23 protein-coding genes are annotated in these 24,031 nt (G+C 65.0%); 17 read left to right on the top strand and 6 right to left on the bottom strand.

The window, feature by feature from the left end; all coding sequences use genetic code 11:
• The first annotated feature begins 58 nt into the window (after positions 1–58).
• From CXG43_RS01600 to CXG43_RS19260, 5 genes are all read left to right on the top strand, one after another.
• Positions 59–1,705, top strand: coding sequence for an isovaleryl-CoA dehydrogenase (locus CXG43_RS01600; protein WP_101098404.1), 1,647 nt, complete (start codon positions 59–61; stop codon positions 1,703–1,705).
• A gap of 24 nt (positions 1,706–1,729) precedes the next feature.
• Positions 1,730–3,244, top strand: a complete 1,515-nt coding sequence (locus CXG43_RS01595; RefSeq protein WP_101098403.1) for an AMP-binding protein — start codon at positions 1,730–1,732, stop codon at positions 3,242–3,244.
• A gap of 131 nt (positions 3,245–3,375) precedes the next feature.
• Positions 3,376–4,245 carry an alpha/beta fold hydrolase gene (locus CXG43_RS01590; protein ID WP_101098402.1) on the top strand — a complete coding sequence of 290 codons (870 nt, stop codon included), beginning with the start codon at positions 3,376–3,378 and terminating at the stop codon, positions 4,243–4,245.
• Entirely contained in the window at positions 4,242–4,637 is a 396-nt protein-coding gene (locus CXG43_RS01585) for a hypothetical protein (RefSeq protein WP_101098401.1), read from the top strand. Before CXG43_RS01590 ends, CXG43_RS01585 begins: the two co-directional genes overlap by 4 nt.
• Complete coding sequence (locus tag CXG43_RS19260; protein ID WP_198551460.1) at positions 4,634–4,801, top strand: hypothetical protein; 168 nt, start codon at positions 4,634–4,636, stop codon at positions 4,799–4,801. The genes CXG43_RS01585 and CXG43_RS19260 overlap by 4 nt, the downstream gene beginning before the upstream one ends.
• Here CXG43_RS19260 and CXG43_RS19255 read toward each other — a convergent pair.
• Positions 4,798–5,106, bottom strand: coding sequence for a hypothetical protein (locus tag CXG43_RS19255; protein ID WP_198551459.1), 309 nt, complete (start codon positions 5,104–5,106; stop codon positions 4,798–4,800). The two genes, CXG43_RS19260 and CXG43_RS19255, sit on opposite strands and share 4 nt — an antisense overlap.
• 35 nt (positions 5,107–5,141) lie before the next feature.
• On the opposite strand from CXG43_RS19255, the gene CXG43_RS01575 reads away from it, so the two are divergent.
• From CXG43_RS01575 to CXG43_RS01560, 4 genes are all read left to right on the top strand, one after another.
• Positions 5,142–5,618, top strand: a complete 477-nt coding sequence (locus tag CXG43_RS01575; protein WP_101098400.1) for a PaaI family thioesterase — start codon at positions 5,142–5,144, stop codon at positions 5,616–5,618.
• A gap of 40 nt (positions 5,619–5,658) precedes the next feature.
• Complete coding sequence (locus CXG43_RS01570) at positions 5,659–6,207, top strand: thioesterase family protein (RefSeq protein WP_101098399.1); 549 nt, start codon at positions 5,659–5,661, stop codon at positions 6,205–6,207.
• Between the two features lie 49 nt (positions 6,208–6,256).
• A complete protein-coding gene (locus tag CXG43_RS01565) occupies positions 6,257–7,216 on the top strand; it encodes a nitronate monooxygenase family protein (RefSeq protein WP_101098398.1) in 960 nt (319 codons plus the stop codon).
• 75 nt (positions 7,217–7,291) lie between these two features.
• Positions 7,292–7,747, top strand: a complete 456-nt coding sequence (locus CXG43_RS01560) for a DUF4442 domain-containing protein (protein WP_101098397.1) — start codon at positions 7,292–7,294, stop codon at positions 7,745–7,747.
• A gap of 60 nt (positions 7,748–7,807) precedes the next feature.
• Here CXG43_RS01560 and CXG43_RS01555 read toward each other — a convergent pair whose 3' ends face one another.
• Positions 7,808–8,662 carry a LysR family transcriptional regulator gene (locus CXG43_RS01555; RefSeq protein WP_101098396.1) on the bottom strand — a complete coding sequence of 285 codons (855 nt, stop codon included), beginning with the start codon at positions 8,660–8,662 and terminating at the stop codon, positions 7,808–7,810.
• Between the two features lie 579 nt (positions 8,663–9,241).
• Positions 9,242–10,561, bottom strand: a complete 1,320-nt coding sequence (locus tag CXG43_RS01550) for an outer membrane protein transport protein (protein WP_101098395.1) — start codon at positions 10,559–10,561, stop codon at positions 9,242–9,244.
• A gap of 236 nt (positions 10,562–10,797) precedes the next feature.
• On the opposite strand from CXG43_RS01550, the gene CXG43_RS01545 reads away from it, so the two are divergent.
• The 6 genes from CXG43_RS01545 to CXG43_RS01520 all read left to right on the top strand — a co-directional run bounded on the left by CXG43_RS01545 (position 10,798) and on the right by CXG43_RS01520 (position 18,617).
• Complete coding sequence (locus CXG43_RS01545; RefSeq protein ID WP_101098394.1) at positions 10,798–11,418, top strand: TetR/AcrR family transcriptional regulator; 621 nt, start codon at positions 10,798–10,800, stop codon at positions 11,416–11,418.
• A gap of 69 nt (positions 11,419–11,487) precedes the next feature.
• Positions 11,488–12,603 carry an efflux RND transporter periplasmic adaptor subunit gene (locus tag CXG43_RS01540; RefSeq protein WP_101098393.1) on the top strand — a complete coding sequence of 372 codons (1,116 nt, stop codon included), beginning with the start codon at positions 11,488–11,490 and terminating at the stop codon, positions 12,601–12,603.
• Complete coding sequence (locus CXG43_RS01535; RefSeq protein ID WP_101098392.1) at positions 12,600–15,665, top strand: efflux RND transporter permease subunit; 3,066 nt, start codon at positions 12,600–12,602, stop codon at positions 15,663–15,665. Before CXG43_RS01540 ends, CXG43_RS01535 begins: the two co-directional genes overlap by 4 nt.
• Positions 15,666–15,701: 36 nt before the next feature.
• Positions 15,702–16,979 carry a beta-ketoacyl-ACP synthase II gene (gene fabF / locus CXG43_RS01530; RefSeq protein WP_101098391.1) on the top strand — a complete coding sequence of 426 codons (1,278 nt, stop codon included), beginning with the start codon at positions 15,702–15,704 and terminating at the stop codon, positions 16,977–16,979.
• A complete protein-coding gene (locus CXG43_RS01525; protein ID WP_157825140.1) occupies positions 16,976–17,602 on the top strand; it encodes a TetR/AcrR family transcriptional regulator in 627 nt (208 codons plus the stop codon). The genes fabF and CXG43_RS01525 overlap by 4 nt, the downstream gene beginning before the upstream one ends.
• Positions 17,603–17,684: 82 nt before the next feature.
• Positions 17,685–18,617 (top strand): LysR family transcriptional regulator, encoded by a 933-nt coding sequence (locus CXG43_RS01520; RefSeq protein WP_101098406.1) that lies wholly within the window; start codon positions 17,685–17,687, stop codon positions 18,615–18,617.
• Between the two features lie 66 nt (positions 18,618–18,683).
• Here the strand turns inward: CXG43_RS01520 and CXG43_RS01515 are convergent, their stop codons facing one another.
• Both CXG43_RS01515 and CXG43_RS01510 read right to left on the bottom strand, forming a co-directional pair.
• A complete protein-coding gene (locus CXG43_RS01515) occupies positions 18,684–19,673 on the bottom strand; it encodes a zinc-dependent alcohol dehydrogenase family protein (RefSeq protein WP_101098389.1) in 990 nt (329 codons plus the stop codon).
• A 201-nt stretch (positions 19,674–19,874) separates the two neighbouring features.
• Positions 19,875–20,351 carry a TetR/AcrR family transcriptional regulator gene (locus tag CXG43_RS01510; protein WP_232767535.1) on the bottom strand — a complete coding sequence of 159 codons (477 nt, stop codon included), beginning with the start codon at positions 20,349–20,351 and terminating at the stop codon, positions 19,875–19,877.
• A 255-nt stretch (positions 20,352–20,606) separates the two neighbouring features.
• Here CXG43_RS01510 and CXG43_RS01505 point away from each other — a divergent pair, with 255 nt between their 5' ends.
• Together CXG43_RS01505 and CXG43_RS01500 are read left to right on the top strand one after the other, a co-directional pair.
• Positions 20,607–21,935, top strand: a complete 1,329-nt coding sequence (locus CXG43_RS01505) for an NtaA/DmoA family FMN-dependent monooxygenase (protein WP_198551457.1) — start codon at positions 20,607–20,609, stop codon at positions 21,933–21,935.
• Between the two features lie 64 nt (positions 21,936–21,999).
• A complete protein-coding gene (locus CXG43_RS01500; protein ID WP_101098388.1) occupies positions 22,000–22,752 on the top strand; it encodes an NAD(P)-binding domain-containing protein in 753 nt (250 codons plus the stop codon).
• A gap of 196 nt (positions 22,753–22,948) precedes the next feature.
• Here CXG43_RS01500 and CXG43_RS01495 read toward each other — a convergent pair whose 3' ends face one another.
• Positions 22,949–23,902 (bottom strand): cation diffusion facilitator family transporter, encoded by a 954-nt coding sequence (locus CXG43_RS01495; protein WP_101098387.1) that lies wholly within the window; start codon positions 23,900–23,902, stop codon positions 22,949–22,951.
• Positions 23,903–24,031: the final 129 nt, after the last annotated feature.

Raw genomic sequence — 24,031 nt, 5'->3', positions numbered from 1 at the left:
TTACATGCAAATGCAGCGAGGGTATAACTGGGTAATATCAAGATACCCGGGTGCTGCCATGTCGCTCAAGGCGCAGTTCGAGACCCACGAAGTCAGTAACCAGCCGCTGCCGCTGCCGGCCTGCAACGTTTGGAGCAGCGACGCGCCGCTGCGCGAGGCCGTGGAGCGCAACGGCGGTGCGTGGGCGAGCGAGCACCTTGCCGCCCACGGCGCACTGGCCGGCGGCGAACTGGTGGAGCTGGGCGAACTGGCCAATCGGCACAAGCCCGTGCTGCATGGCTTCGACCGCTACGGGCGGCGCACCGACCATGTCGAGTTCCATCCGGCCTACCACGAGATCATGCGGCGGGCGATGCGCGGGCAGGTGCACAGCTTCTCCTGGCGCCACCCCGAGCGGGCCGGCGCGCATGTGGTGCGCGCGGCGCTGATGTACCTCAACAGCCAGCCCGAGGCGGGCACCGGATGCCCGCTGACGATGACCCACGCGGCCATCCCGGCGCTGCGCCATGCGCCGGCCATCGCCGAGGACTGGATCCCGCGCCTGCTGGCGAGCGAATACGATCCGCGCACCCTGCCGGCGGAGCAGAAGACTGCCTGCACCATCGGCATGGGCATGACCGAGAAGCAGGGCGGCTCGGACGTGCGCCAGAACAGCACGCGCGCGCACCTGCAGCCCGACGGCAGCTACGAGCTGGTCGGGCACAAGTTCTTCTTCTCCGCGCCGATGTGCGACGCGCACCTGGTGCTGGCCCAGGCCGACGGCGGGCTGAGCTGCTTCCTGTTGCCGCGCGTGCTGCCCGACGGCACGCTGAACGCGGTGCGCATCCAGCGCCTCAAGGACAAGCTGGGCGACTGGAGCAACGCCTCGTCGGAGGTCGAGTTCCTGGGGGCGACCGCGCACCGGGTCGGTGCGGAGGGGCGCGGCGTGGCGACCATCTTGGAGATGGTGGCGCTGACCCGGCTGGACTGCCTGCTCGGCTCGGCGGCGGGGATGCGTCAGGCGCTGGTGCAGGCGCTGCACCACGTCCGCCAGCGCAGTGCCTTCGGCCACCTGCTGGTCGACCAGCCGCTGATGCGCAACGTGCTGGCCGACCTGGCGCTGGAGAGCGAGGCGGCGGTGGCGCTGGCGATGCGGGTGGCGCGCGCGGTGGACGCTTCGCCCCGCGACCCGCAGGAGGCCGCGTTCGCGCGCGTCGCCACCGCGATCGGCAAGTACTGGGTGTGCAAGCGCACGCCCGCCTTCGTCAACGAGGCGCAGGAATGCCTGGGCGGCATCGGCTACGTCGAGGAGAACATCCTGCCGCGGCTGTACCGCCAGGCCCCGCTGAACTCCATCTGGGAAGGCAGCGGCAACGTGCAGTGCCTGGACGTGCTGCGCGCCTTCCACAGGGAACCTGAGACCCGCGACGCGCTGCTGGCCGAGCTGCAGCGCGCCCGCGGCGCGCATGCCCTCTACGACGCCCAGCTCGGCTGGCTGGCGCGCGCGCTGGGCGATGCCGGGTCGCTGCAGGCGCGCACCCGGCTGGTCGTCGAGCGCGTCGCGCTGCTGCTGCAGGCCTCGCTGCTGTTGCGGCACGGCGATGCCGCCATCGCCGACTCCTTCTGCCGCGCGCGGCTCGGCGAGGACCGCGGCAGCGTGTACGGCACGCTGGATGCGCAGGCGCCGTTGTCGGTGCTGATCGAGCGTGCCATGCCGATGCTGTGATCAGGCATAGCCAGGAGGACTCCGATGGCACAGCATCTTGCTCGACTGCTCGCACGCCGGGCGACGCTCTCGCCGCAGCGCGAGGCGGTGGTCGATCCCGGCGGGCGATGGACCTACGCGCAGTTCGACGGGCGTTGCCGGAAACTTGCCGCTCACCTCATTGCGCAGGGCGTGCGTGAAGGCGACCGCATTGCCATCCTGGCGAAGAACGGCGAATTCGCCATGAATGCCGTTTTTGCCGCTGCGCGCGTCGGCGCAACCGCGATCATGCTGAACTGGCGGCTGCAGGCCACCGAACTTGTGTACGTCCTCGCCGATAGCGAGCCCGTCGGCCTGCTGTACGACGCTGCCTTCGCGGCGGCGGTACAGCCGCTGCTGGCGGTCCGCCCGCTGCCTGTCCGCATCCGCAACGGCGGACAGGGCGGGGACGCCAGTTATGCCGACATCCTGCGCGATACGCCGCCCGACGCCGCGGATGCACGCGGCACGGGCGGCAGCGCCATTGCACTGATCATGTACACCTCGGGCACCACCGGACGGCCGAAGGGGGCGATGCTTTCGCACGAGGCCCTGACATGGGCCGCGCAGGCCAATGGCGCCACCCTGGAATGGAACCAGGACCATCGTTTCCTGCTCGTCGCCCCGCTGTTCCACATCGGCGGGATGTCGTCGATGTTCACCAACGTACTCAAGGGGTGCACCAGCGTGCTGTCGCCCGATTTCGATCCGGTGCAGGTGTGGAAAGTCATCGCCGGGGAGCGGATCACCACCCTGATGTGCGTGCCGCTGATGCTCCAGGCCCTGCTCGAAGTAGCGCGCAAGATGCCCGTCGATGCCTCCAGCGTGGTGTGGGCGACCTGCGGCGCATCGGCGGTGCCCCGGCCGCTGATCGAGGCCGGCCTCGGCATGGGCATCGCCGTGCAGCAGGTATACGGCATCACCGAGTTCTGCGGTGCGGTGAGCTTCTGGACGCCGGAGATGGGTGTGGACAGCGCGCACACGCAGGGCAAGGTCCTCATGCATGGCGAGGTGAGGGTGATCGATCCGCTGACGCTGCGCGAACTGCCTGCCGGCGAGGACGGCGAGATATGCTGCCGCGGGCCGATGGCGTTCTCCGGCTACTGGCGCAACCAGGCGGACACGCGCGCGGCTTTCCACAATGGCTGGTATCGATCCGGCGATGTGGGCCACGTCGATGCGCAGGGCTTTGTCCATGTTGTCGATCGGCTCAAGGACATGATCATCAGCGGCGGCGAGAACATCTATCCGGCCGAACTGGAAGCGGCCATCGCGGAGCTGCCCGGTGTTGCGGAGGTCGCAGTGGTCGGCCGCGCGGACGAGCGCTGGGGCGAGATCCCGCTGGCCTATGTGGTGTGCCGACCCGATGCCCGGATCATCGAGGCGGATGTGATCCGGGCCTGTCGTGAACGCCTGGCCGGCTACAAGTGCGTGAAGGCGGTCACTTTCGTCGATGCCCTGCCGCGCAATGCGGTCGGCAAGATCCTCAAGCAGCAGCTTCGCGCGCCATCGGGCGGATAGCGCTGTCGTACATCGAACTTCGGTGCAGAGGGACGGGTGTGGAGCGAACGTGTACGAAGCTGTCTTGCTAAGACGGTTGTCATAGACTAGATTGCAGCACTATGACGGTCGTTATACACGTAAGACAGGCCATGACCACTGAGATTCTTGAAATCGTCCTCACCGCCGCCGATGGCTACCCGCTGGGTGCCACCCGCTATCCCGCGCAGGCGGCGCTGAAAGGCCGCCTGATCGTGTCCGGGGCGACCGCCGTGCCGCAGGGGTTCTACCGGCGCTTCGCCCAGTTCGCCGCCGCCCACGGCTTCGAGACGCTGACGTTCGACTACCGCGGCATCGGCCGCTCGCGTCCGGCCTCGCTGAAGGGCTTCCGCATGGACCTGCTGGACTGGGGACGCCTGGACCTGGCGGCGGCGGTGGAGGCGATGGCGGACGACGCCGTTCCGCTCTACCTCGTCGGCCACTCCTACGGCGGCCATGCGTTCGGCTTGCTGCCCGATCCGGCCAGGGTCGCCGGGTTCTACGTTTTCGGTACCGGCGCCGGCTGGCATGGCTACATGCCGTGGGGCGAGCGCGTGCGCGTGCTGGCGATGTGGAACCTGGTGCTGCCGGCGCTGACCCGGTGGAAGGGCTATTGTCCCTGGAAGATGCTGGGCATGGGCGAGGACATCCCGGCCGATGTCTATCGCCAATGGCGGCACTGGTGCCGGTTCCCGCATTACTTCTTCGACGACCCGGCCATGCGCGGGATCGAGCGCAGCTACGCCGAGGTGCGTACGCCGATCGTGGCGGCCAACGCGCTGGACGACCTGTGGGCCCCGCCGCAATCACGTGATGCCTTCGTTCAGGGCTACCGCAACGCGCCGCTGACACGCAGGGACCTCGACCCCCGCCAGGCTGGCGGCAAGGTTGGGCACATGGGCTATTTCCGCCAGCTCGCCGAGCCATATTGGGAGGATGTGCTGACGTGGTTCTCGAGCCTGCCGCGGACAGCGGCGCAGTGACTGCATCGCAGCGCTGGCGCCATGTATTGAAGTGGCTCGTGCTCGCCACGGTGGCGGGCAGCATCCTGCACTACGCCGACAACCTGCTGTTCTTCGAGCAGTATCCCGAGCCGGCATGGATCGACCGATCCATCATCGACGCGTTCTGGATTCTGATGACACCGCTGGCGTGGATCGGGTATCGCCTGATCCAGCATGGCTCGCACCACGCTGGCACGTTCGTGCTGCTGATCTATGCCGTCTGTAACCTGCTCACTCTCGGGCACTACCTCTACGCGCCGATGCACGAGATCTCCATGCGCATCCATGTGCTCATTCTGTTCGAAGCCGTGCTGGCGGGCCTGCTGGTCGCCTTCCTGTTTCTCCCCTACCTGAAGAGATCCACGCCATGACCTTCCTGCCGCCACTGGACGCAAAGTCGCGCAAGGCCCTGATCGTCGCCAACATCGCCATGCTGCTGGCCATCACCGTCCACGATGCCGACCACATCCGCCAGGCGGCAGGATGGTGCTACACCATCACCGCCACGCTGTGGGTCGTGAACGTCGCGGTCTAGCTGCCCAGTCTTGCCGCGCTGGTTCTGACCCTGCGCCGCCATCGCTTCGCCGCGGTCGCGACCTCGGCCGCCGCGCTGCTGATCGCCATCCTGTTCGCCAAGGTCCACCTGTGGAAGCCGACCTTTGGTGTCTGGGGCATCTGGAACAAGACGTTTTTCGTGCTGGGGGCGGACTGGATCAGCTGGACGATCCTGACGCTCCTGGTCCTGGTGGGCGTGGCCGTGGCGATGACGGGGACCTGGGCGATGGGGCGGAGCAGCGCCGCGTACCCGGGCACCTGACGAGCGTCGGCCGCCTTGGCCATCTATCCTCCGTTCCTCATCAAAGGAAATCACTTCCATGCAGACGACACCATCGCTGATCGACGAGATCGCGCCCGGCGAGGATGGTCTGTCGCAGATGCAGGCGCTGTTCCGTTCGTCGCGAAAGGTCGGCATCTTCGAGTCGCTGAAGCTGGAATTCGGCGAGGTGGCCCGTGGACGCGTGCAGGTTACGGGCCTTCCCGACACCCACGCCTACAACCCGATCGGAACGGTCCATGGCGGCTACGTAGCCACGCTGCTCGACTCGGCCTGCGGCTGTGCGACCCATACCCTGCTGCAGGCGCACCAGGCCTACACCACGCTGGAGCTGAAGGTGTCCTTCCACAAGGCCATCACGCGCGAGACCGGGCGGATAGACGCGATCGGCGAAATCCTGAGCAGCGGACGGCGGGTCGCGTTCGCACAGGCCCGCCTTGTCGATGGCCAGGGCCGGCTGATGGCGTCGGCGACCTCGACCCTGCTGATCATGGAACGGCGCCCGCCCGGCGCCTGAAACACATTCCCCCGCACGTTGCCCACCGACTCCCCCGCACATGAATCTATGGTTCCGCCTGCTGCTTCTCCTTCTGCGCACGCCATTCCAGCCCCGCCTGGCGGCTCCGGGCGGCGTCTCGCGCCTTCGCTTCAGGGTCTGGTTCAACGACCTGGACACCAATGGCCACGTCAACAACGGCCGCTACTGGACGCTCTTCGACCTTGGCCGGACCGACCTGATCGTGCGCATGGGGCTGCTGAAGGCCGTGATCAAGAACAGGTGGATGCCCATCGTGGGCGGTGGCGCGATCCGCTTCCGGCGCGAACTCAAGCTGTTCCAGCCGTTCACGCTGGAGACCCGGCTGCTCGCCTGGACAGACTCGCGGGTGATCTTCGAGCAGCGCATCCTCACCGGGGCGGACGAAGTGGTCGCGACCCGGGGACTGGTCCTGGCCGGGCTCTACGACCGCAACGCGCGCCGCTACGTGCCCCTCGACGTCATCTTCGAGAGCGTGGGCGTCAAGGATGCCTCGTCTCCTGCGTTGGATGGCGCGGCGCAGGCGCTGCTCGACCTCGATGCTTCGCTCAAGCTCGATCCGGGTCCGTGATGGGCCTTCTATACCGCGATATTTACCGGAATAGCGAAGGAGCATGACCATGTCCCGTTTGCCCTCTCCGTTCGACCGTCTTTCCTTCCCCGTGATTGGCTCGCCGATGTTCATCGTCAGTACCCCGGCGCTGGTCATCGCGCAATGCATCGCGGGCATCGTCGGCTCGATGCCCGCGTTGAACGCGCGGCCGGCCGAACAGCTGGACGAATGGCTCGCCGAGATCACCGAGGCGCTGGCGGCCCATGACCGCGCCGATCCGGACAACCCGGCCGCTCCGTTCGCGGTCAACCAGATCGTGCACAAGAGCAACCTGCGGCTCGAGCGCGACATGGAACTGTGCATCAAGTACCAGGTGCCGATCATCATCACCTCGCTGGGCGCGCGCCCTGAGATCAACGAGGCGGCGCACGGCTATGGCGGCGTTGTCCTGCACGACGTCATCAGCGATGCATTCGCCAGGAAGGCCATTGCCAAGGGCGCGGACGGCCTGATTGCCGTCGCCGCCGGTGCCGGTGGTCATGCCGGTACCAAGAGCCCGTTCGCCCTGGTCCAGGAGATCCGCCGCTGGTTCGACGGGCCGCTGGCCCTGTCTGGTGCCATCTCCACGGGCGATGCGATCCTGGCCGTCCAGGCCATGGGGGCCGACTTCGCCTACATCGGTTCGCCCTTCATCGCGACGGAGGAGGCGCGTGCAGTGCCCGCATACAAGCAGGCCATCGTCGGTGGCAGCTCGGATGACATTGTGTACACGGACTTCTTCACCGGTGTCCATGGCAATTACCTGAAGCCGTCCATCGCCGCCGCGGGACTGGACCCGGACCACCTGCCGGCAAGCGATCCGGCGAAGATGGACTTCGGCGAGAGCGCCGGCGCCAAGGCGTGGAACGACATATGGGGGTGCGGGCAGGGCATCGGCGCCATCGAGACTGTCCAGCCGGCAGGCCGCTACGTGGAACAGCTGAAGCGGCAGTACGCCGCCGCTAGGCGACGGGTGCTCGGGTCGTGATCCACGGCTCGGCGCAACTGCGCCCAGGGAAGTGATGTCGGCAACCTTGGCAATCCGTCCACGCGAGCCTCATGCATGAACAAACATTTCTTCAATGCCTTCCTGCTGAGCAAGGTCCCGATCGCCAGGATCGCCGGCCTCAAGCTCCACGCCCTCGACGACCAGCGGTGCCAGATCGCGGTGAGGCTGGGGTGGCTGAACCAGAATCCGTTCAAGAGCATGTTCTGGGCAGTGGAGGGCATGGCTGCGGAGTTCTCCACCGGCACCCTGTGCATGTCCAAGATTCGTAAGGCCGGGATCGCGGTGTCCATGCTGGTGGCGAACCTGGAGGCCGGCTTTACCAAGAAGGCCGTCGGGAAAATCATCTTCACTTGCGAGCAGGGCGCCGAGGTTGACGCAGTCCTGCGCCGGGCCATCGAGACGGGAGAGGCGCAGAGCCTCCGGCTGCGAAGCGTGGGCGTGGACGAGCAGGGCGACCAGGTCGCCGAGTTCTTCTTCACCTGGAGCTTCAAGGCGAGGGTCGACAGGTAGATTTGGTCCGTGCATGCGCACGCCATTGCCGCCTGACATGGCGCGCCGGAGTGCGCAAGTTCAACGCCAGCTGCGGAAGACTTCCTGAAGGAATTCCAGGAACACGCGCAGCTTGCCGTCCAGCGTCGCGCGCTTGTGGAAGAGCGCGCTGATCTCGACGTCGGGCCAGCGCTGCCAGCCGGGCAGCACCTGAACCAGCGCACCGTCGCATAGCGCCTCGCCGATCAGGTGTCGGGAGAGCAGGGCGATGCCGGCGCCGTGCCGTGCCTGCCGGATGACCGTGGCCGATTCGTTGGAGACCAGGACCGGACGCAAGGTCAGTTCGATCGGCTCGATCTCTCCGTGGCGCAGTTGCCAGGTCACGAGCGGCGCATCACTGCCGACCGCGAGCACGGTGTGGCTGCCGAGTTCCTGGGGATGCAAGGGCGTGCCGGCCCGCGTCAGGTAGCTTGGGCTGGCGACCAGGATCGCACGCGAGACGCCAAGGATGCGGGCGACGTAGCCGGAGTCGGCCAGCGGACCGGTGCGGATCGCCAGGTCCAGGCCATGTTCGATCAGATCGAGCGGTTCGTTGCTGTAGGTCAGCGCAAGCTGCACCTCGGGATGGCGCTCGTGGAATTCGGCCAGCCGCGGTTCCAGTGCCAGCAGGCCTGGCGCATACGGGACCAACACCCGCAGCGTGCCCTGCGCGGTGCCACGCAGGTTGCGTGCGCCGAGTATGGCGTCCTCCAGTGCATCCTCGGCTTGCACGCAGCCGCCATAGAATGCGCGGCCCGCTTCGGAGACGCTCAGCCGACGCGTGGTGCGGTGAAGCAGTTGCACGCCCAGTGCTTGCTCCAGCGCCTTGATCCGGCGGCTGACCGTGGTCAGCGGCTGGCCGCTCTGGCGTGCGGCAGCGGCGAGCCATACGCGAATAGTGCTTCATGAGCGGGGTGTGCTCGGCGGCGTTCTTGGACGAGGAGGATTTCGAATTGGAATCAGCAGTTTGCAAGAAGCGTCCTTACGGGGTGTAGCGGTCGGTCCGGGTCGCTGGCGGCAAGTAGCGTTGTTCGCTGGCACCGCTGTTGCGGCGGCGCCTCGAACGGGTCAGGTCTGATGTTGCGACGGACACCGAGCGGATCGACCAGGGATACGGTTGTTGCGACGGAGGCGGCTGCCCGCATCGCCCAGGCACCAAGTTTAAGCTGACCCACCGGCAAATCCGCGAACTGTGTGGTCAGGGAGCCGGCAGAAGGAGGGCAGGGCAGGCCGATCGTCATGCCACAGCCTGTCACACAGGTCCCAATGGCGTGCTGGGGAGCCATGGGCCGGAGCGTCAGATAGGGTCCCGGACGGCGCCGCCCCCGGGCATCCCCGGTTGCCATCAAGGCAGCGGCTCGTCCTCGATGCACTGCAGGGGGCGGTGCGGATCCCACGTAGCATGGGAGGCACGAAAGAGCGGCTGGCGGCTTGCACCGCCAGCCTACGGACGCGGGAGGGGACGCGCCCGATGCTTCAGAAATAGTAAGCCGCAGAGAAAGCCACGATATCCGTGCCGACGTCGTACTTGCCTTGCAGCGTACTGCCCGTCGCCGACACCAGTGACACCTCCGGCTCGTCGAGGAAGAGGTGGGTGTAACCAACGCTGTATTCGGCTGATCCGGAAACACGATAGGTCGCGCCCAGGGAGACCCACTTGCGGTCGGTGTCCGGCACGCGGACATCACGGGTATCGTCGGTGACCGGGCTTTGGTCGGTGGCCAGGCCCGCACGCAGGGTCAGCTTCTCGTTATAGCGGTACTCTGCACCGATCGAGGCGAAGGTCGTATCCCGATAGCCGAAGTCCAAAGCCCGTGTGGGCTGGGCCGAGTCGAAGTCCAGTCGCACTTCCGCGAACTTTGACCACCCGGTGCGCGTGACATCGGCCATGAGCGTCCAACGATCATTGACGTGATGACTGATGCTGCCGGTCAGCGTGGCGGGAAGATTGAGCGCTGTGCTGGCTTGTGTGTCGACAAACCACCCTGGACGGGCCGCTGCCAGGAAGGGAGCGGCACTGGCTGGAACGTCGAAGCTGATATCCGCGTCGTTGAGCCTGTGGTCGACCTTGGACCGGTACGCAATGCCGATGTTGGTGCCTTCCACCGGCGTGAAAAGACCGCCCAGCGTGAAGCCGACCGCATCATCCTTGGCCTCGATGCGGGTGTAGCCATCGGCGCTGCCGGGGGCAAAGCCCGGCGCCCGCGCGCCGGCCAGGACCGCACCGAAGTCGACGGCATCGTAGAGCTCGGCTTCTGCGCGTTCGACGAAGACTGACGCACCCAAGGACACATAGGGGTTTATGTCGTAAGAGAACGAGAGGCCCAGGTCGACCGCCTTGATCTCCGTCTTGATCCCGTTGTATCGCCCCACCCAGTTGCTGTCGTATTCGGTCTTGAAGCCAAATGGTGCGGTCACGGAAAGTCCCAGGTGAGCGTTGTCACCCAAAGGCGTGTGGAAATACAGGGCCGGAACAGGGCTCGTGTCGCCGGCATCACCGCCATCCCCGCCAGACTGAGGGCGGCCGAGCGCATCGCGGCCTTGGCCCTTGAAGTTGATGGTGTAGTTCACAACGCTGGCATCGGCTTGGAAGACCCGACCATCCAGCAGCCGCATTGCGGCGGGGTTGTCGGCAATGACGGATGCGTCCCCTGGCGCACTGATCGATCCCGCGAACGCCCGCCCCATACCCTTGGCGCTCTTTTCCTTCAACTGGAATGCAGCGGCCCCTGCGTTGCTGGCCACGCTGGCCAAGGCACCGAGCAACGCAAGTGCGAGTAGTGTTTTTGTGGTCATTGCTTGCCCTCCACAGGCAAAGGTAGGTCCGACGGTTCGCATGCAAGGAGATATCCGGGAGCCAGACGTCATTCCTACCGCGTGTCTGGCCTGCCTGGCGCGTCGGCCGGCAGGCTCTGGCGGATTCTTATTCCAGTGACCAAGCAAGTCAATAGTCACCTATCGGGGCGTGTTGTGACCTGATACTCGACTGGTCACCGTTTGCCCGCACTTCGTCACGGCGCTACCCTTGCCGCATGCCTACTTCACTTTCCGCAGCGTTCGATGCCGGGCGTGGCCCCGCTGAGCATGACGTGCGCACCCAGATCATCGAGGCTGCCACCGCCCATTTCAGCCACTTTGGCTACGACAAGACCACGGTCTCCGACCTGGCCAAAGCCATTGGCTTCTCCAAGGCCTACATCTACAAGTTTTTTGCCTCGAAGCAGGCGATCGGGGAGGTGATCTGCGCCAACTGCCTGGCCCAGATCGAAAGCGAGGTGCGTGAGGCCCTGCAGGGGGTTCAAGCAGCCCCGGACCGGCTGCGGGTGCTCTTCACCGCCATCGTGGACGCCAGTCTTCGCCTGTTCCTGCACGATCGTCGGCTCTATGAAATCGCCGTTGCGGCCGCGACCGACCGGTGGCCGTCCACCCAGGCGTACCAGAGCCGCATCCGCGGACTTGTCGAAGAGATCCTGAAAGATGGGCGCGACGCCGGGGCGTTCGAGCGCAGGACCCCGCTCGACCACACCAGCCGCGCGGTCTATCAGGTACTCGTCCCCTACCTGAACCCGGTGACCCTTCCGCACTTGTCTGGCCTGCATGAGGAAGCGCCTACGGCACTGCAGGAGCTGGTTCTCAGGAGTCTTGCCCCGTAGTTAGTGACTGTTGACTATATTGGTCACAAGGAACAGAATGCGTCCGGATACCCCACTCCGGAAGGCCGTATGCGTCGCCGCTTTGTAGTCATAGCCATCTCCTGTGTCGCTCCGCTCGTGCTTGTGGCCTGTGCAAAGTCGGTCGACAGCGACCCGCGTACTGCGCCGCCCATCGTCCGGGTTGCCCAGGTCCAGACGGGCGCGGGAAACGCACGCACACTCACCGGCACGGTCGCCGCACGGGTACAGAGCGATCTGGCCTTCCGGGTCGGTGGAAAGGTCACCGAACGCCTCGTCGATACCGGGCAGGCGGTCAAGCGCGGCGATGTGCTCTACCGGATTGATCCGATCGACCTGGATCTGGCAGCGGCCTCCCAGCAGCAGGCTGTCATCGCAGCCCGCGCGCAAAGCATGCAGGCCACCGCCGACGAGGCGCGCTATCGCGAACTGGCGGCCAAGGGCGTGGTGTCCCGATCGGCCTATGACCAGATCAAAGCGTCGGCCGATGCCACAGCGGCGCAGCTCAAGGCGGCCGAAGCGCAGGCACGGGTTGCGCGCAATGCGAGCCAGTACACCGCGCTCGTCGCCGATGCCGATGGGGTAGTGATGTCCATTTCCGCCGAGCCCGGCCAGGTGGTGGCGGCGGGGCAGATCGTCGCCCGGCTTGCCCGTGCAGGCCATCGCGAGGCCGTGGTCCAGCTGCCCGAAACGCTGCGTCCGCAAATCGGCTCGGTGGCGTCGGCGTCCTCGTTCGGAGGAGCCGGGAGGATCCCTGCGCGGTTGCGCGTGCTCTCTGAGTCGGCAGACCCCACAACCCGCACGTTTGAAGCCCGTTACACGCTGGAAGACACCGATGCGCCGTTGCCGCTGGGCTCCACGGTGGCGGTCGAGCTTGCAGGCGCCGCACCCGCCGGCGTCTCCGCCGGGTTTGAGGTTCCGCTGGGGGCGCTGTTTGATCCCGGCACCGGAACCGGCGTATGGGTGGTCAGCGGCGAGCCACTCAAAGCCAGCTGGAAGCCGGTGGCAGTCAAGCAGCTGGGCGATGACCAGGCCTTGGTCGAGGGCGCCTTGAAAGCGTCGGACCGCGTGGCGGCGCTTGGCGCGCACCTGCTCCGCGAAGGGCAGGTGGTCCGGCTTGCCGACGTGGCCACGAGCGCTGCTCCTGCGAACGGGGCCCAGCAGTGAGTGGGTTCAATCTGTCGGCGCTTGCGGTGCGCGAGCGCGCCATCACGGTCTTTCTGATCTTCCTGGTTTCCGTTGCCGGCATTGTTTCTTTCTTCCAGCTCGGTCGCGCCGAGGACCCCGCGTTCACCGTCAAGGTCATGACCATCGTGACGGCCTGGCCGGGCGCCACGCCCACGGAAATGCAGGACCAGGTCGCCGAGAAGCTGGAAAAGCGCCTGCAGGAACTGCGCTGGTACGACCGCAGCGAAACCTACACGCGGCCTGGCCTGTCCTTCACCACGCTGACATTGCAGGACGGCACGCCGCCTTCGCAGGTGCAGGAGGAGTTCTACCAGGCGCGCAAGAAGATGGACGACGAAGCGGCGAACCTGCCGTCAGGCGTGATCGGCCCGATGGTCAACGATGAGTACGCGGATGTCACGTTTGCGCTGTTTGCGTTGAAAGCGAAGGGCGAACCATTCCGCGCGCTGGCACGCGACGCCGAAACCCTGCGCCAGCGCCTGCTGCACGTGCCCGGCGTGAAGAAGGTCAACATCATCGGTGAGCAGCCCGAGCGCATCTATGTGGAGCTTTCGCATGAGCGGCTGGCCAACCTCGGGATCACGCCGCAGGAGGTATTCGGAGCGCTGAACGGGCAGAACGCCCTGACGCCGGCCGGCTCCGTCGAAGCCAAAGGACCGCAGATATTCATCCGCCTGGATGGCGCGCTGGACCAGCTGGAAAAGATCCGCGACACGCCCATCGTCGCGCAGGGAAAGACCCTCAAATTGCGTGACATCGCCACCGTCAAGCGTGGCTATGAAGATCCGTCGACCTTCATGATCCGCAACGGTGGCGAGCCCGCCATGCTGCTGGGCATCGTCATGCGTGACGGGTGGAACGGCCTGGATCTTGGTACCTCACTGGATGCGGAGGTCAAGTCGATCAACGAAGGGCTGCCCGTGGGGATGACGCTGGACAAGGTCACCGACCAAGCGGTGAACATCAGTGCGTCGGTCGACGAGTTCATGATGAAGTTCTTCGCCGCGCTGCTGGTGGTGATGCTGGTGTGCTTCGTCAGCATGGGCTGGCGGGTCGGCATCGTGGTGGCCGCAGCCGTGCCGCTGACGCTGGCTGCGGTGTTCATGGTGATGGCTGCGACCGGCAAGAACTTCGACCGCATCACGCTCGGTTCGTTGATCCTGGCGCTTGGCCTGCTGGTCGACGACGCGATCATCGCCATCGAGATGATGGTGGTGAAGATGGAAGAAGGCTACAGCCGGGTCAAGGCATCGGCCTACGCATGGAGCCATACGGCAGCGCCCATGCTGGCCGGCACACTGGTGACCGCAGTGGGCTTCATGCCCAACGGCTTCGCCCGCTCCACGGCTGGCGAGTACACCAGCAACATGTTCTGGATCGTGGGCATCGCGCTGATCGTGTCGTGGGTGGTCGCGGTGTTCTTCACGCCCTACCTGGGGGTGAAGCTGCTGCCGGAACTCAAGACCGTGGAAGGCGGCCACAACAGCCTCTACGACACGCCGCGCTACAACCGCTTCCGTTCGATCCTGGCGCGTGTGATCGCCCGCAAGTGGCTTGCCGCAGGTTCGGTGATCGGCCTGTTCGTGCTTTCGGTGGTGGGCATGGGCGTGGTGAAGAAACAGTTCTTCCCGATCTCTGACCGTCCGGAGGTCCTGGTCGAAGTGCAGATGCCTTACGGCACGGCTATCGAACAGACCAGCCTGGCCACGAGGAAGGTGGAACAGTGGCTCGCTGGGCAGGAAGAAGCGAAGATCGTCACCGCCTACATCGGCCAGGGCGCGCCCCGTTTCTATCTGGCCATCTCACCGGAATTGCCGGATCCGGCGTTTGCGAAGATCGTGGTGCGCACCGACAGCCAGGACCAGCGCGATGCCCTGAAAGCACGCCTGCGTCAGGCCGTGGCGGAGGGCCTGGCGCCCGAAGCACGCGTGCGTGTGACGCAGCTGGTGTTCGGGCCTTACTCGCCCTATCCGGTGGCCTATCGGGTCAGCGGTCCGGATCCGGACGTCATCCGTGGTATCGCGGCCAAAGTCGAGCAGACCCTGCACGCCAGCCCGATGATGCGCACGGTCAACACGGACTGGGGCGTGCGCACGCCGACGCTGCACTTCACGCTGGATCAGGATCGGCTGCAAGCGATGGGCATGACCTCGGCGTCGGTCTCGCAGCAGTTGCAGTTCTTCCTGAGCGGGGTGCCGGTCACTGCCGTACGCGAGGACATCCGCACCGTCGAGGTTGTCGCTCGATCGGGCGGGGACACACGCCTGGATCCCGCGCGGATTGCGGACTTCACCCTGGTCGGCGCCGGTGGCCAGCGTGTGCCGCTGTCCCAGATCGGCTCGGTCGAGGTGCGGATGGAAGAGCCGCTGCTGCGCCGTCGTGATCGGGTGCCGACCATCACCGTGCGCGGTGACATCGACGATGCGTTGCAGCCACCGGATGTATCGGCGGCGATCAGCAGACAGCTTGAGCCGCTCATCGCCTCGCTTCCGGCGGGTTACGCCATCGCCCAGGCCGGCTCCATCGAGGAATCGGGCAAGGCAATGAGTGCGATGTTGCCGCTGTTCCCGATCATGCTGGCGGTGACCCTGCTCATCATCATCCTGCAGGTGCGGTCCATCTCCGCGATGATCATGGTCTTCATGACCAGTCCGTTGGGGCTGATCGGGGTGGTGCCCACCCTGCTGCTGTTCCAGCAGCCATTCGGCATCAACGCGCTGGTGGGATTGGTCGCGCTGTCAGGCATCCTGATGCGTAACACGCTCATCCTCATCGGTCAGATCCACGAGAACGAACAAGCGGGGATGGACACCTTCCACGCCATCATCGAAGCGACGGTCCACCGCGCGCGCCCGGTGATCCTGACCTCGTTGGCGGCGGTGCTTGCCTTCATTCCGCTGACCCATTCGGTGTTCTGGGGAACGCTTGCCTACACGTTGATCGGCGGCACCATCGCCGGCACCGTGATGACGCTGGTCTTCCTCCCGGCGATGTATGCCATCTGGTTCAAGGTCCGAGCGGAGAAGACCCCCGTTGCCTGACATTGGCGCGGACCTCTTTTATATGGGAATTGATTCATGAGCATTGCTGACAAAGACCGCATCGTGGTGACCGGAATGGGCGTGGTGAGTCCGCTCGGATGCGGGGTTGAAACAGTATGGTCGCGCCTGCTGGCGGGGCACTCCGGGATCGGATCGCTGGGCGAAGACCTTGCAGAGGGCACCGGCTGTGCAGTCGGTGGCCGCGTGCCTGACCGCGTTCAAGATCCCGAGGCGGGCTTTGATTCCACCGGCATCATCGCGCCGAAGGACCTCAAGAAGATGGACCGGTTCGTCGAGTTCGCGTTGGTCGCCGCTCACGAAGCGCTGGAGCAGGCGGGCTGGCGTGAAGCCGATGAGCGCGGGCTGCTGCGAACGGCGACCGTGATTGCCACCGGGATAGGCGGGTTCGGCTCCATCGTCAATGCGGTGCACACCACCGAAAGCCGTGGACCTGGGCGGCTGTCGCCCTTCACCGCACCGACCTTCCTGGCCAACATGGCGTCCGGGCAGGCGTCGATCCGTTACGGGTTCAAGGGCCCGCAGGGGGCGCCGGTCACGGCGTGCGCGGCGGGTGTCCAGGCCATCGGTGATGCAGCACGGCTGATCAGGTCCGGTGAGGCGGACATCGCGCTGTGCGGCGGGGCGGAAGCGGCGATGCACCGGGTCAGCCTGGGCGGCTTCGCGGCGGCCAAGGCGCTCAGCACGTCGTTCAACGACTCGCCCGAAGCTGCATCTCGCCCATTTGATGAGCAGCGGGACGGGTTTGTCATGTCCGAAGGGGCAGGGCTGGTGGTGATCGAGCGCCTGGACCACGCCTTGGCGCGCGGCGCCAAGCCGCTTGCCGAGCTGGTTGGCTACGGCACGACCTCCGATGCCTACCATCTGACAGCCGGGCCCGACGACGGCAGCGGGGCGCGGCGGGCGATGGAGATCGCGCTGGCACAGGCAGGCATTACGCCGGCGCAGGTCGATCACATCAACGCGCATGCCACGTCCACCCAGGTGGGCGACCGCGCAGAACTCGCGGCGATGCGTGCGCTATTTGGCTCCCGTCCCGACCTTCTGATCTCTGCCACCAAGTCCAGCACCGGGCATCTGCTGGGGGCGGCGGGGGGCATCGAGGCCATCTTCACCGTGCTCGCGTTGCGTGATCAGGTCGCGCCCGCGACGCTCAATCTGGTTCGCCCGGATCCATTGGCCGAAGGGCTGGCGATCGTCGCCGGGGAACCCCGCAAGGCGGACATCGCGTTTGCGCTGACCAACGGATTTGGCTTTGGCGGCGTGAATGCCAGCGCGGTGTTCCGGCGCCTGTGAAGACTTCCGCAACTGCCCGCTTCCCGAGCAGAACCGCGCTGCGCTGGGAGGCCGCCCGGGCGCTGAGCCGCCAGTGCATCCTGGACGCGGCCGGAGCGGTGTTCGCGGAGGAAGGCTTCGAGCGCGCCACGATGAAGCGGATCGCTGAGGTCTGTGGCCTCAGCAAGGTGACCCTCTATGCACACTTCCGCGACAAGGAGCATCTCTACACGTCGGTCATGGACGGTCATCTGGCATCGATGCCTTCCTGTGAGCTCGACCTTCATGCAGTGACCGATCCTGGCGACGCGCTGCTTCGCATCACAGACGCAATCGAAAGAACGGCGGCGGACTCCTCCTGCCAGGCGTTCTGCAAGGCGTTGTCGCGCTCAGGTTGGCCCCGTGATGTTTATCTGAACCGCTGGGGGGTGTTGTTGGAACCGTATCTCGACGTTGCAGAGCGGGTCTTTGCGCAGGCATCAGTGCGCTCGGCAAACGCACGCGACAGCGAGATGTTTCTCACGCTCATACTCCTGGAGCGTGGCCTGCCTCCCGGGGCGTGGCCCGTCGCCGACAGTGCTGCAACCGTCGCTCTTTTTCTGCGTAGCTACGGCGTGGGCCGGACCCATCGTTGTTGCGCGTAGAACTTACAATGGGTGCTGTCTAATCATCGGGTGTCAGGGCGTGGTCGCCTTGGCTTCCCGCCAGGCCCACCAGGAGAACGCTGTGGAGCTGCTTCAGTCGATCCGTCTGTTCTCGAAACTCGCTGAGTTGCAGAGTTTCACCAAAGCGGCCGACGCCCTTCAGATCGGGCGGCCCCAGGTCACGCTGGCGATCAACCAGTTGGAGGCGTCTTTGGGGGTTCGCCTATTTCAGAGAACGACGCGAAGGGTGAGCCTCACGGCAGAAGGCGAAGCCTTCCTTGCGAAGGCAGAAGAGATCCTCGGCGGCGTGGACGAGGCGGTGACCATGTTCAGCGCGCCGAGCCACACGGTGCGCGGCCGTTTGCGAATTGATGTCCCTTCTGCATTCGCCGTCGAATCGTTCATGGCGATGATAGGCAGGTTCAAACAGGCCTATCCCGCGGTCTCCATGACGCTGGGAGTAAGCGACCGATCAGTCGACTTGATCGCCGAGGGCGTCGATTGCGTTCTGCGGATCGGAGAGCTGCCAAGCTCAAGCCTTGTGGCGCGACGGCTTGGCGCTTTGGAGATGATCACCTGCGCCTCTCCTGGTTACGTCCAAGCCGCTCCGGCCCTCAAGCTGCCGAGCGACTTGGCTGACCAGGCATGCGTGAATTTCCTGTCGGGACTCAGCAGGCGGGCATTGCCGTGGCATTTCCGGATTCAAGGGCAGGACGCCGTCGTTGCGCCCAGAAGCACCATGCTGGTCAGCGATGCGTCCGCCTATGTCCAGTGTGCGCGCGCAGGGTTTGGTGTCATCCAGGTGCCTGGTCTGCTCGTGGACCGGTATCTGCAGGACGGCAGCCTGGTTGAGGTGCTTGGCAGCTTCCGTCCAGCAGCCCGGCCTGTGTCGCTGGTATACCACAGCCGAGCACACCTCGCGCCCCCGCTGAAAGCCTTTGCAGAGTGGGTGTCGGAACACGTTGCGACCCTTGATCCCAGATGGCTTGGTGCCAACAGGGGGAGCGAACGGTAAGGCCCGGACCCCGACAGTCGGACTCGTTGGAACCGGGCCGGGCTTCAGCGTTGGTGCAACGCCGGCTTACAGCGTGACCACGATCTTGCCAAACTGCGTGTTCGACTCGAGGAAACGGGTGGCTTCAACGATCTCCTCGAAGGGAAAAACCTTCGCGATCTGCGGGCTGAACACGCCCTTGGCCAGGCCGTCAGTGATGAAAGCCTTCGCTCGCGCGAGCTTTTCATCGTCGGCCGTTACTTCGATGAACTCATAGCCACGAATGGTGGTGTGCTTGGCCAGGACGTGGAGGACCGGGATCGGCGTGACGTCGTGGCTGAGGGCGCCATAGATGAAGACGAAGGCATCCTTGGCCGTGCCCTTTACGATGCCTTCGAAGTCCGGGCCACCAACCGGGTCGAACACCACGCGAGCGCCCGCACCATCAGTGATCTTCATGATCTCAGCGGTGACGTCATCCAAACCGGTTTGAACGATGTGCGCGAAGCCAGCGCTCTTCAGTTCTTCGACTTTCTCCCCTTTCCGCGTGATCGCGATCGCGGTGGCGCCGACAGAATTCGCCACCTGCAGGGCGGCCAGGCCCAGGCTGCTGGATGCCGCCGAAAGAACGACGTAGTCACCTTTTCCCAGCTTGGCGAGGTCGATGAGGGCCCCCCACACGGTGGTGAACGGCATCCAGGTGGCTGCGGCAGCCTCCCATGACAGGTTGTCGGGGTTCTTCACCACGGCACGGGCGGGGGCAATCACCAGATCACCGTAGAGGCCGTATTGATCGAACATGAAGGCCGGGATCACGCTGACTGCATCACCCACGTTCAGCTCTTTGACCTCCGGCCCGATCGCATCGACAACGCCCGAAGCCTCATAGCCCATCGTGGCCGGGAACCGTGGTTCGATGACGTAACGACCCGTCCGATACATGCTTTCTGCCCGGTTCAAGCCCAAGGCGCGGACACTTATCCGAACCTCGCCGGCCTTGGGTTCCGGGGTGGGGACCTCTTCAATCCTGAGAACTTCGGGACCACCGGTTTCATGGAAGCGGACATGACGTGCCATCTGGATTCTCCTGTTTGTTCAGCCGCCTGTTGATGGCAGTGACTGACGGTTTGCATGGATGGCCCTGCGCTTGATCAGGCTGATCCAAGGGCGCCGGGCACCAGGAGAACGATAGGATTGGAAGGCAGGAAGCAGAAGCCCTTCTGGCATGAACTCATTGTTCATCGCAGTCGCAACTATCGATAGGAACCGCCAACGCCGCTACGGACAGCCACGCGCCACCCAGCCCGTGCGCAGCATTTCCTGCAGGGCGGCAACCGCGTTGCCATCGGCGTTTTTCGTCGAGCTCGCCCACGCGACAGCCATGGCGGCAAGAAAGATATCCCGCCCGGTGAGGGACGCCTTGGCGCTGCCAGCGTGCTGCGCAGCATTGAGGAAACGCTCTGACGCGTCGACCAGCGACTGGCACGTCGGCATCAGTACCGAGCTCGGTTGAGACCATGCCGCGCGCAGGGGTTCAGGCAATCCCTCGTAGGCGTTCATCCATTCGCCGAGCGCGCCGATCCAGCGTTGTAGCGCCGCGGCCGGCTCGGGCTCGTCTGCTTCGATGGAAACGCGTATGTCTTCCAGATCCGCGTAGTGCTTTTCGAGCAGCGCCGCCAGCAGCGCGTCGCGGGTCGGGAAATGGCGATAGAGCGTCCCGGGACCTACGCCGGCCCGTTTGGCGATGCTGTCCATGGACACGTCGATCCCTTCCTCTCCAAACGCGATCCGCGCGATATCCAGGATGTGGCTTCGGTTGCGTTGCGCATCAGCACGGGGACGGCGAGCTTGAGGAAGTTTTGACATGAGGTCGACGGCGGGGTTGATATCCGGAGTGTATCTCCATATAGTCCATCCATAAAGCGGAGACAGTCTCCTTTTCGTCGAGACAGCACTGCACAGCCTCCCGATGGATGCAGCCCCCACACCCCGGCTCCAAGGTCGAACACCGTGAACCACGCGAAGAAAATGCTCCTCGGGCTCCACTTGGGCAACGGCTACGGGTCGCAATCCGGCGCTTGGCGTATGCCTTGGGTCGACCCGACCAACTACACAAGCTTTGATGCACGCGTTCGCCAAGCGCAGGCTGCCGAACGCGGAAAATTCCAGTTCATCTTTCTGCCCGATGGTCCGAGCGCAGTGGCTGACATTGCCAACGAGCCGCCTCATTTCAATCTTGACGTCATGATGACGTTGGCGGCCGTGGCACGTTCGACCGAGCGTATTGGCCTGGTCGCTACAGGGTCGACGACCTTCAACGAGCCGTTCAATCTAGCGCGCCAGTTCAAAGCGCTTGATGTCATGAGTCACGGTCGAGCCGGCTGGAATGCCGTCACCTCAAGCGGGGAGGATGTGGCCGCCAACTATGGTCGACAGATCCCGTCGAGTGCTGATCGCTACGGTCGCGCACACGAGTTCGTGCAGCTGGTTCAGGCGCTTTGGGGCAGCTGGGGTAAAGACGCATGGCTTCACGATCAAGAATCAGGACAGTTCGCCAACTCTGATCAGATCAAGCCGATAAACCTGCGCGGAAAGTTCGTGGGTTCGCGCGGACCGCTCTACATCCCGCCTTCTGAGCAAGGGCAGCCCATCATCTTCCATGCCGGGGGGAGCCCCAACGCGCATGAGTTGGCAGGCCGCTTCGCCAATGCGGTCATCGGCGCATCGTTCACGATTGAAGACGCCCGTGAGCAGCGAATGGCGTTCCGAAATGCGGCAGAACGGGCCGGGCGCGACCCGGACGAAATCAAATATATCCCGGGCTTGATGACCACCATCGCCAAGGATCGGCGCACGGCTCTGGATCGCCGCATCGCCTTGGCGGAGCGTTCCTTCCCGCGGACCGTGGCCTACTTGCAACATATGCTCGGCATTCGGGTTGATCCCAATGCGCTCGATCAACCCCTGTCGGCCTCCCAGCTCGCTGCGGCAAGACCATCGCCGCGCGATCCGCGTTCAGCGCATGCACTGAAAACCGCTCAGGAAGGGTGGAGCGTGAGGGACATCCTGGCTCATGGCGTCATCGACTATCACCCCGTGATCGTGGGACCCCCTGAGGAGGCAGCCAACCACATGCAAGCGTGGTTCGAGGCGGGGGCGGCAGACGGCTTCTGGATCTCCTCGGATGTCAACGACGACGGCATCGACGCGTTCGTGGATGGCGTGGTGCCGATTCTGCAGGAGCGTGGGCTGTTCCAGCTTGACTATGAGGGGGCAACGCTGCGTGAGCATCTGGGCGCGCCCGTGCAATACGGGCTCGACCCGCGAGTGAGTGCATGAAAAGTCAGATCGGCAAAGCTATGCCTGTCACCACCCCAGACTCTCTTCCGAATAAGGATCCGACATGAAAATTGGCATCATAGGCACTGGCAATATCGGCAGCACGCTGGCACGAAAGCTGGTCGCGGCAGGACATGAGGTTCGCGTTGCAAACTCGCGTGGCGTTGAGGGCGTGCGTGCGCTTGCAGCGGACCTTGGAGCGGAGCCGGTCGACATCCACGGCGCGGTGGAAGGCGCAGACGCTGTCATCCTGTCGATCCCGTTGCCGGCCGTTGCGGCCCTCCCAAAGGGTCTCTTTGGCGCCCTTCCGAAGCACGCGCCGCTCATTGACACAGGCAACTACTACCCTGGGATGCGCGATCCCAACATTGCCGCGATCGATGAGGGGATGACGGAGAGCGTTTGGGTTTCGGGGCAACTCGGTCGCCCGGTCACCAAGGCATTCAACAACATTCTGGCGCACTCGCTTGCCGCGCTGGGCAAGCCCAAAGGGCAGCCTGGTCGCCTGGCGGTCGCCGTCGCCGGTGACGATGGTGAAGCAAAGGCCATTGCCAGCCGCATCGTTGACGATATGGGCTTTGACGTCGTGGATGCGGGCAGCCTGGAGGACTCTTGGAGAATCCAGCCGTCGACCCCGGCCTACTGCTGCGATTTCGATGCCAGTGAAATGCAGAGAGCGATTGCAGCAGCCAGGAAGGGCGAAGCCCCGTCCAAACGGGACCGGATGATGAGCGACTATGGCAGCCGTCTCGGCCCCGACGCGGACCACGCGGCGATCGTTGCCCTCAACCGGGAACTCAACGCCCCCTCGCGCTGAGCCGCGGGGCGAATGACGGTGGATTGCTTGTTCGCCTACAGGTTGTCACCGTGGCCATCGGCAGTGGGTCATGATCCTCAGCGGCGTGCAGTCTGCCGCTGCCGGTGTTTTCTTCTTCAAGCGGTGAGGAATCGGCTTCGGCACGCCAACGCACGCGCCGGTTGACAAGTTACGGCCGGACGACCATGCGTTGTTGTCAGGGCGGCCCGGCGAGAATCGCCGCCCGACGCGCGCGATAGACCTCCGGCGTCTGCGGTTTGATGAACAAGGCCGTCAGCTCGGGATACTCGCGCTTCACCGCCTGCTCGATGCGGGTGATGCATTCCTCGATCTGCGGCGTTGTGCGGTCGTCTTCGAACTCTGCACTGAGCATCGCAACGACCTGGTTGGGTCCCATCTGCATGGTGCTCAGGCCGTTGGCACGGCGCACGTCCGGATCGGCGCTGGCTACTTCCAGGATGCGCTCAGCCACATGCGGGTGTGCGGCCTCGCCAACGAGAAGGCCCTTGGTTTCGCGGGCCAGCAGGAAGGCGGTGGCAGCCAGCACGGCGGCAATGCACAGCGACGCCACACCATCCAGCACCGGCATGTCCAGCAGCTGTGCGGCAAGCAGGCCGACCATCGCAAAGCCCAGCCCGAGCAGCGCCGCGCTGTCTTCCAGCAGCACGGTGAAAGTGGTGGGGTCCTTGCTGCGCCGGAAGGCTTCGAAGTAGCCCATGCTGCCCTTGGTAGCGCGGAATTCGCGCAGCGCGATCCACCACGAAGTGCCTTCGAACACCATCGAAACACCGAGCACGATGTAACTCACCAGGTGGTTGGTGGCCGGCTCCGGGTGCAGGATGTGCTGCACGCCCTGGTAGCCGGACACGATGGCGCCGGCGGCGAACACCAGCAGCGCGACGATGAAACTCCAGAAGTACAGCTCGCGGCCATGGCCGAACGGATGCGTTGCATCGGGTTTGCGTTCGGCGCGGCGCAGGCCGTACAACAACAGCAGCTCGTTGATGGTGTCCACCAGCGAATGCACGCCTTCGCTGACCATGGCCGAGCTGCCGGACAGGCCGGCGGCGATGAACTTGGCGATGGCGATGGCGAGGTTGCCGGCGAGGGCGGCGTAGATGACGAGACGGGAACCGGACGGCTTGGCCATGGCAGGGCAGACGGGTGGGGGGCTACATCATCGGCAAACGGCCGTGCCGGCTGCGTGCAGGGCGCACTGCGGACCCTCCCGCGGCACGAGTGGCATGGCATCATCACGGTCTTGTCCTGCCGTGTGATC

This window comes from Stenotrophomonas sp. Bg11-02 (assembly GCF_002836635.1).
Classification (GTDB): domain Bacteria; phylum Pseudomonadota; class Gammaproteobacteria; order Xanthomonadales; family Xanthomonadaceae; genus Stenotrophomonas; species Stenotrophomonas lacuserhaii.
The sequence above is the reverse complement of the archived record's forward strand: the minus strand, read 5'-3'. Positions and strand labels throughout refer to the sequence as shown.

What these genes read in the sequence shown, in the direction of transcription:
- CXG43_RS01600 (WP_101098404.1), top strand. Translation starts at nt 59, where the DNA reads ATGTCGCTCAAGGCGCAGTTCGAGACCCACGAAGTCAGTAACCAGCCG.
- CXG43_RS01595 (WP_101098403.1), top strand. Translation starts at nt 1,730, where the DNA reads ATGGCACAGCATCTTGCTCGACTGCTCGCACGCCGGGCGACGCTCTCG.
- CXG43_RS01590 (WP_101098402.1), top strand. Translation starts at nt 3,376, where the DNA reads ATGACCACTGAGATTCTTGAAATCGTCCTCACCGCCGCCGATGGCTAC.
- CXG43_RS19260 (WP_198551460.1), top strand. Translation starts at nt 4,634, where the DNA reads ATGACCTTCCTGCCGCCACTGGACGCAAAGTCGCGCAAGGCCCTGATC.
- CXG43_RS19255 (WP_198551459.1), bottom strand. Translation starts at nt 5,106, where the DNA reads ATGGCCAAGGCGGCCGACGCTCGTCAGGTGCCCGGGTACGCGGCGCTG.
- CXG43_RS01575 (WP_101098400.1), top strand. Translation starts at nt 5,142, where the DNA reads ATGCAGACGACACCATCGCTGATCGACGAGATCGCGCCCGGCGAGGAT.
- CXG43_RS01570 (WP_101098399.1), top strand. Translation starts at nt 5,659, where the DNA reads ATGAATCTATGGTTCCGCCTGCTGCTTCTCCTTCTGCGCACGCCATTC.
- CXG43_RS01565 (WP_101098398.1), top strand. Translation starts at nt 6,257, where the DNA reads ATGTCCCGTTTGCCCTCTCCGTTCGACCGTCTTTCCTTCCCCGTGATT.
- CXG43_RS01560 (WP_101098397.1), top strand. Translation starts at nt 7,292, where the DNA reads ATGAACAAACATTTCTTCAATGCCTTCCTGCTGAGCAAGGTCCCGATC.
- CXG43_RS01550 (WP_101098395.1), bottom strand. Translation starts at nt 10,561, where the DNA reads ATGACCACAAAAACACTACTCGCACTTGCGTTGCTCGGTGCCTTGGCC.
- CXG43_RS01545 (WP_101098394.1), top strand. Translation starts at nt 10,798, where the DNA reads ATGCCTACTTCACTTTCCGCAGCGTTCGATGCCGGGCGTGGCCCCGCT.
- CXG43_RS01540 (WP_101098393.1), top strand. Translation starts at nt 11,488, where the DNA reads ATGCGTCGCCGCTTTGTAGTCATAGCCATCTCCTGTGTCGCTCCGCTC.
- fabF (WP_101098391.1), top strand. Translation starts at nt 15,702, where the DNA reads ATGAGCATTGCTGACAAAGACCGCATCGTGGTGACCGGAATGGGCGTG.
- CXG43_RS01515 (WP_101098389.1), bottom strand. Translation starts at nt 19,673, where the DNA reads ATGGCACGTCATGTCCGCTTCCATGAAACCGGTGGTCCCGAAGTTCTC.
- CXG43_RS01510 (WP_232767535.1), bottom strand. Translation starts at nt 20,351, where the DNA reads ATGGACAGCATCGCCAAACGGGCCGGCGTAGGTCCCGGGACGCTCTAT.
- CXG43_RS01500 (WP_101098388.1), top strand. Translation starts at nt 22,000, where the DNA reads ATGAAAATTGGCATCATAGGCACTGGCAATATCGGCAGCACGCTGGCA.
- CXG43_RS01495 (WP_101098387.1), bottom strand. Translation starts at nt 23,902, where the DNA reads ATGGCCAAGCCGTCCGGTTCCCGTCTCGTCATCTACGCCGCCCTCGCC.